Below are 6,133 nucleotides of genomic sequence, written 5' to 3' on the forward strand. Positions count from 1 at the left end.
CCCGGCCCGCTCCAGCATGCAAAACCGCACGGCGGCGCGCTCCGCGCCGGCGGGCACCTGCCCGCCACAGCCGCCCCCGGGCGCCCGGGCCGACCGTAGACTGGAAGGACCATGGATTTCCTCTTCGACGATTTCGCCGCGCCGCCACGCCCTCCCGCCGCCCCGAGCCCGGAGGCGTTGCTGGAGGGCCTGAACCCGGAACAGGAGCAGGCCGTCCGCCACTCGGGGAGCCCGCTGCTGATCGTCGCCGGCGCCGGGTCCGGCAAGACCCGCGTCCTGTCCCACCGCATCGCGTACCTGCTGGCCACGGGCCGGGCCCGCCCACACGAAATCCTCGCGATCACGTTCACCAACAAGGCCGCCGCGGAGATGCGGGAGCGGATCGGCGCCCTCGTCGGGGAGGCCGCGGACCGGATGTGGATCTCCACGTTCCACTCGTCCTGCGTGCGCATCCTGCGCCGGGAGGCGGCGTCCGTCGGCCTCAAGTCCAACTTCTCGATCTACGACTCCGCCGACTCCCTGCGCCTGGCCACGCTGGTCGCCAAGGGCCTGGACCTGGACCCCAAGCGGTTCGCCCCGAAGGCGATGCTGCACCGCATCTCCGCGCTCAAGAACGAGCTCATCGACGACGAGGAGTACGCGTCCTCGATCAACCCCCAGGACCCGTTCGCGGCGGCCGTGGCCGCCGTCTACCGCGGCTACACGCAGCGCCTGCGCCAGGCCAACGCCATGGACTTCGACGACCTCATCGCGCAGGTCGTCCACATCTTCCGGGCCTTCCCCGCCGTCGCCGACAACTACCGGCGCCGCTTCCGCCACGTCATGGTCGACGAGTACCAGGACACCAACCACGCCCAGTACGCGCTCGTGCGCGAGCTGACCGGACCCGACGGGCCGACCCCGGGCGGGGAGCTGACGGTCGTGGGCGACTCCGACCAGTCCATCTACGCGTTCCGCGGCGCCGACATCCGCAACATCGTGGAGTTCGGCAAGGACTACCCGGACGCCGAAACCATCAAGCTCGAGCAGAACTACCGCTCCACCCAGACGATCCTCTCCGCGGCCAACGCGGTGATCGCGAAGAACCCCGACCGGCCGGAGAAGCGCCTCTGGACCGCCGAGGGGGACGGCCCGAAGATCATCGGCTACGTGGGCGAGTCCGAGCAGGACGAGGCCCGGTGGATCGCCGACGAGATCCTGCGCCTGAACGACGAGGACGGGATCCGCCCCGGCGACGTCGCCGTCTTCTACCGCACGAACGCCCAGTCCCGCTCCCTCGAGGAGCAGCTGATGCGCGTGGACCTGAAGTACAAGGTCGTGGGCGGGACGCGGTTCTACGACCGCAAGGAGATCAAGGACGCGCTGGCCTACCTGCGCGTGCTCGTCAACCCGGACGACGACGTCTCGATCCGCCGGATCCTCAACGAGCCCAAGCGGGGGATCGGGGACCGGGCCGAGTACGCCGTCGCGGCGCTGGCCGACCGCGAGCGCATCGGGTTCCTGGCCGCCCTCCGGCGGGCCGAGGAGGCGCCCGGCATGGCCACGCGGAGCCTGAACGCGGTGCGGGCCTTCGCGAAGATCCTCGACGACCTAGCCGTCGTCGCCGAAGGCTCCGGAGCCGCCGCCTCCCTGGAGGCCGTGCTGGAGCAGACCGGCTACCTCGAGACGCTCCGGGCCAGCGACGACCCGCAGGACGAGTCGCGGGTCGAGAACCTGGCGGAGCTCGTCGCCGTCGTGCGCGACTTCGAGGCAGCGAACCCCGAGGGCGGCCTCGGGGGGTTCCTCGAACAGGTCTCCCTCGTCGCCGACGCCGACCAGGTCCCGGACGCCCCCACCGACGAGGAGGGCGCCGAGATGGCCCGCCGCGAGGGGGTCGTGACGCTGATGACGCTGCACACCGCCAAGGGGCTGGAGTTCCCGGTCGTGTTCCTCACCGGCATGGAGCACGGGATCTTCCCGCACCAGCGCTCCATGGTCGACGAGAAGGAGCTGGCCGAGGAGCGCCGCCTCGCGTACGTCGGGCTCACCAGGGCCCGGCGCCGGCTCTACGTCACGCGCGCCGAGACCCGCAGCCTGTGGGGACAGGCGCAGTACAACCCGGCCAGCCAGTTCCTCGAGGAGATCCCCCAGGCCCTGCTCGACTGGAAGCGCGAGGGCACCCCGCGCGTGCCGCTGGGCGGGTTCGGCGGTTCCATCCGGCGCGACTTCTCCGCCAGCCGCTACGACAACGGGTCCCACTGGGGCGCCGGCGCGCCCGCGGGCCGCCGCTCCGGCGACCCGGAGCGGAGCTCCCTGCGCACCGCCCCGACGGCGCGGGCCGCCGGCCGGGTCCAGCCGGCCAAGGAGGTCATCGCCCTCTCCGTCGGCGACGCCGTGAGGCACACGACGTTCGGCGAGGGCGTGGTGCTCGCGCTCGAGGGCGCGGGGGACAAGACGGTCGCGAAGGTCCGGTTCGCGGCGGAGGAGAAGAGGCTGCTGCTGCGGTACGCGCCCCTGACGAAGGCCCCGTAGCCGCGGCGCCGCCGGCGTCGTCCCCATACCGCGCGGCCGCGCGTCTCTACAAACCGTAGAACTGTGCGGTTGGTCACGAAAGGGATACGCTAAGCGGGGCACTCGGCGCCCACGCACTAGAGTTCAGCGTGGGACGGGCCCGCAGGGGACCGCCCCTCGACCGACACGACTTCGACGCAGAAGGACACCATCCCGTGGACCTGTATGAGTACCAGGCGCGCGATCTGTTCGAGGCACACGGTGTACCCGTGCTCGCCGGAATCATCGCGCACACCCCCGAAGAGGCCAAGGCCGCCGCGGAAAAGATCGGCGGCGTCGTCGTCGTCAAGGCGCAGGTGAAGGTCGGTGGCCGCGGCAAGGCCGGCGGCGTGAAGGTCGCCAAGACCGCCGACGAGGCGTTCGAGCACGCCACCAACATCCTCGGGATGGACATCAAGGGCCACACCGTCAACAAGGTGATGATCGCCCAGGGCGCCGACATCGCGGAGGAGTACTACTTCTCCGTGCTGCTGGACCGCGCCAACCGCAACTACCTGGCCATGTGCTCGGTCGAGGGCGGCATGGAGATCGAGCAGCTGGCCGTCGAGCGCCCCGAGGCGCTCGCCAAGGTCGCCATCGACCCGCTGGCCGGCATCGACCAGGCCAAGGCCGACGAGATCGTCGCCGCCGCCAACTTCCCCGAGGAGCTGCGCGCCAAGGTCGCCGAGGCCATCGTCAAGCTCTGGGGCGTCTTCACCGCCGAGGACGCGACCCTCGTCGAGGTCAACCCGCTGGTCAAGACCGGCGCCGGCGACATCATCGCCCTCGACGGCAAGGTCTCCCTCGACGAAAACGCCTCCGAGGTCCGCCACCCGGCGCACGAGGAGCTCGAGGACAAGGGCGCCGCCGACCCGCTCGAGGCCAAGGCCAAGGCCGCCGGCCTGAACTACGTCAAGCTCGACGGCCAAGTCGGCATCATCGGCAACGGCGCGGGCCTGGTCATGTCCACGCTCGACGTCGTCGCCTACGCCGGCGAGAACCACGGCAACGTCAAGCCCGCCAACTTCCTGGACATCGGCGGCGGCGCCTCCGCCGAGATCATGGCCTCCGGCCTGGACGTCATCCTCAACGACGCGCAGGTCAAGTCCGTGTTCGTCAACGTCTTCGGCGGCATCACCGCGTGCGACGCGGTCGCCAACGGCATCGTCAAGGCCCTGGAGATCCTGGGCGACAAGGCCACCAAGCCGCTGGTCGTGCGCCTGGACGGCAACAACGTCGACGAGGGCCGCCGCATCCTGCGCGACGCCAACCACCCGCTGGTCACGCTGGCGACCTCCATGGACGAGGGCGCCGACAAGGCCGCCGAGCTGGCCAACGCCTAGGACCGAGGGAACAGAAACATGGCTATCTTCATCAACAAGGACTCCAAGGTCATCGTCCAGGGCATCACCGGCGGCGAGGGCTCCAAGCACACCGCGCGCATGCTGCACGCCGGGACCAACATCGTCGGCGGCGTGAACGCCCGGAAGGCCGGCACGACCGTCTCCCACAAGGACCAGCACGGCGCGGAACTCGAGCTGCCCGTGTTCGGCTCCGTCAAGGAGGCCATGGCCGAGACCGGCGCCGACGTCTCGATCGTCTTCGTCCCGCCGAAGTTCACCAAGGACGCCGTCGTCGAGGCCATCGAGGCCGAGATCGGCCTCGTCGTCGTCATCACCGAGGGCGTGCCCGTCCAGGACTCCGCCGAGTTCTGGGCCCTGGCCCAGTCCAAGAAGGACGCGGAGGGCAACCAGACCACCCGCATCATCGGCCCGAACTGCCCCGGCATCATCACGCCGGGCGAGTCGCTGGTCGGCATCACCCCCGCCAACATCACCGGCAAGGGCGGTGTCGGCCTGGTCTCCAAGTCCGGCACCCTGACCTACCAGATGATGTACGAGCTGCGCGACCTGGGCTTCTCCACCGCCATCGGCATCGGCGGCGACCCGGTCATCGGCACCACCCACATCGACGCCCTGGCCGCGTTCGAGGCGGACCCGGAGACCAAGGCGATCGTCATGATCGGCGAGATCGGCGGCGACGCCGAGGAGCGCGCGGCCGAGTTCATCAAGAACAACGTCACGAAGCCGGTCGTCGGCTACGTCGCGGGCTTCACCGCCCCGGAGGGCAAGACCATGGGCCACGCCGGCGCCATCGTCTCCGGCTCCTCCGGCACGGCCCAGGCCAAGAAGGAGGCCCTCGAGGCCGCGGGCGTGAAGGTCGGCAAGACCCCGTCCGAGACCGCGCACCTGCTGCGCGAGGTCTACCCGGAGCACGAGGAGCCCTCGAACCTCTAGGCCCCCGCGCCCCGCGCCAACGGCCGCCGCCCTCCCCGGAGGGCGGCGGCCGTTGCCGTCTGGGCCTAGGCTGATGGACGACCCCGGAACCGCACCGCAAGGAGGACCATGCGCGCCACCATCATCCACGGCCCCCGTGACATCCGCGTCGAGGACCGGCCGGAGCCGCGCGTCCTGCGCGGCACGGACGCCGTCGTCAGGGTCCACGCCGCCTGCGTCTGCGGTTCCGACCTCTGGCCCTACCGCGGCGTCCGGGACCCCGGCGACCCGCACCCCATCGGACACGAGTTCATCGGCACCGTCACCGAGGTCGGCGACGCCGTGGCCACGCTCCGGCCCGGCGACTTCGTCATCGCGCCGTGGGCGAACAGCTGCGGGACGTGCCCGAACTGCCGCAACGGAGTGCAGGTCGCCTGCGAGCGGCGCGCCATCTGGGGCGGCCGGGACGAGCACGGGGACCCCGTCGAGGGCGGCCAGGGCGAGGCGGTGCGCGTGCCCCACGCCGACGGCACACTGGTCCCGGTCCCCGGGGTCGCCGAACCGGACGAGGCCCTCGCCAAGTCGCTGCTGACCCTCTCCGACGTGCTGGGCACCGGGCACCACGCCGCGCTCGCGGCCCAGGCCGGGCCCGGGCGGACCGTGGTCGTGGTGGGCGACGGCGCCGTCGGGCTGTGCGGCGTCCTGGCCGCGAAGCGCCTCGGCGCGGAGCGGATCATCGCCATGTCCCGCCACGAGGACCGGGCCGCGATCGCGACGGCGTTCGGGGCGACCGACGTCGTGCCCGAGCGCGGGCGCGAGGCGGCCGGGCGGGTGCGGGACCTCCTCGGCGGGGTCGCGGCCGACTCCGTCCTCGAGTGCGTCGGGACGGCCGAGTCCATGGACCAGGCGCTTCGCTCCACCCGGCCGGGCGGCGCCGTGGGCTTCGTCGGCGTCCCGGCCGGCGGTGCCGAACTGCCCATCGGCGTCCTGTTCTCCAAGAACATCTCCGTCGCCGGCGGGGCGGCGTCCACCCGCAACTACATCCCCGAGCTGCTGGAGGACGTGCTCTCCGGGGCCATCAACCCCGGGCTCGTGTTCGACTCCGTGATGCCGCTCGAGGAGGCGGCGGAGGCGTACCGCGCCATGGACGAACGGCGCGCCACGAAGGTGATGCTCGTTCCGTAGGGGAGCCGCGCGTGCAACTCGTGGCAACTATTTAGCGGCGGGAGGGGACGGCCGCTAGCGTGCTGGGGTCCGGAGGCCGTGCCGGGCCCGAGCGCCGCGGGGCGGGGGCGGGCGGGAACAGGACCCCGAGAGGAGAGGCGTCC

The 6,133-nt window shown here is 71.7% G+C and carries 4 protein-coding genes; all 4 read left to right on the forward strand.

Features of this window, described 5'->3' with window-relative positions; translation table 11 throughout:
* Positions 1 to 111 precede the first annotated feature (111 nt).
* The 4 genes from pcrA (at position 112) to AC1Q5D_RS15920 (ending at position 5,990) form a co-directional block, all read left to right on the forward strand.
* Positions 112 to 2,511 (forward strand): DNA helicase PcrA, encoded by a 2,400-nt coding sequence (gene pcrA, locus AC1Q5D_RS15905; protein ID WP_481739435.1) that lies wholly within the window; start codon positions 112 to 114, stop codon positions 2,509 to 2,511.
* A 194-nt stretch (positions 2,512 to 2,705) separates the two neighbouring features.
* Complete coding sequence (sucC, locus tag AC1Q5D_RS15910) at positions 2,706 to 3,872, forward strand: ADP-forming succinate--CoA ligase subunit beta (RefSeq protein ID WP_481739436.1); 1,167 nt, start codon at positions 2,706 to 2,708, stop codon at positions 3,870 to 3,872.
* A gap of 18 nt (positions 3,873 to 3,890) precedes the next feature.
* On the forward strand, positions 3,891 to 4,826 hold the full coding sequence (gene sucD / locus AC1Q5D_RS15915; protein ID WP_481739437.1) for a succinate--CoA ligase subunit alpha: 936 nt from the start codon (positions 3,891 to 3,893) through the stop codon (positions 4,824 to 4,826).
* 108 nt (positions 4,827 to 4,934) lie between these two features.
* Positions 4,935 to 5,990: a zinc-dependent alcohol dehydrogenase family protein gene (locus AC1Q5D_RS15920; RefSeq protein ID WP_481739438.1), complete on the forward strand. Its 1,056-nt coding sequence runs from the start codon at positions 4,935 to 4,937 to the stop codon at positions 5,988 to 5,990.
* Positions 5,991 to 6,133: the final 143 nt, after the last annotated feature.

Source organism: Arthrobacter paludis (assembly GCF_056782315.1).

Bases quoted from the DNA above. Each gene is read 5' to 3' on its own strand.
- pcrA (WP_481739435.1), top strand. From the start codon at position 112: ATGGATTTCCTCTTCGACGATTTCGCCGCGCCGCCACGCCCTCCCGCC.
- sucD (WP_481739437.1), top strand. From the start codon at position 3,891: ATGGCTATCTTCATCAACAAGGACTCCAAGGTCATCGTCCAGGGCATC.
- AC1Q5D_RS15920 (WP_481739438.1), top strand. From the start codon at position 4,935: ATGCGCGCCACCATCATCCACGGCCCCCGTGACATCCGCGTCGAGGAC.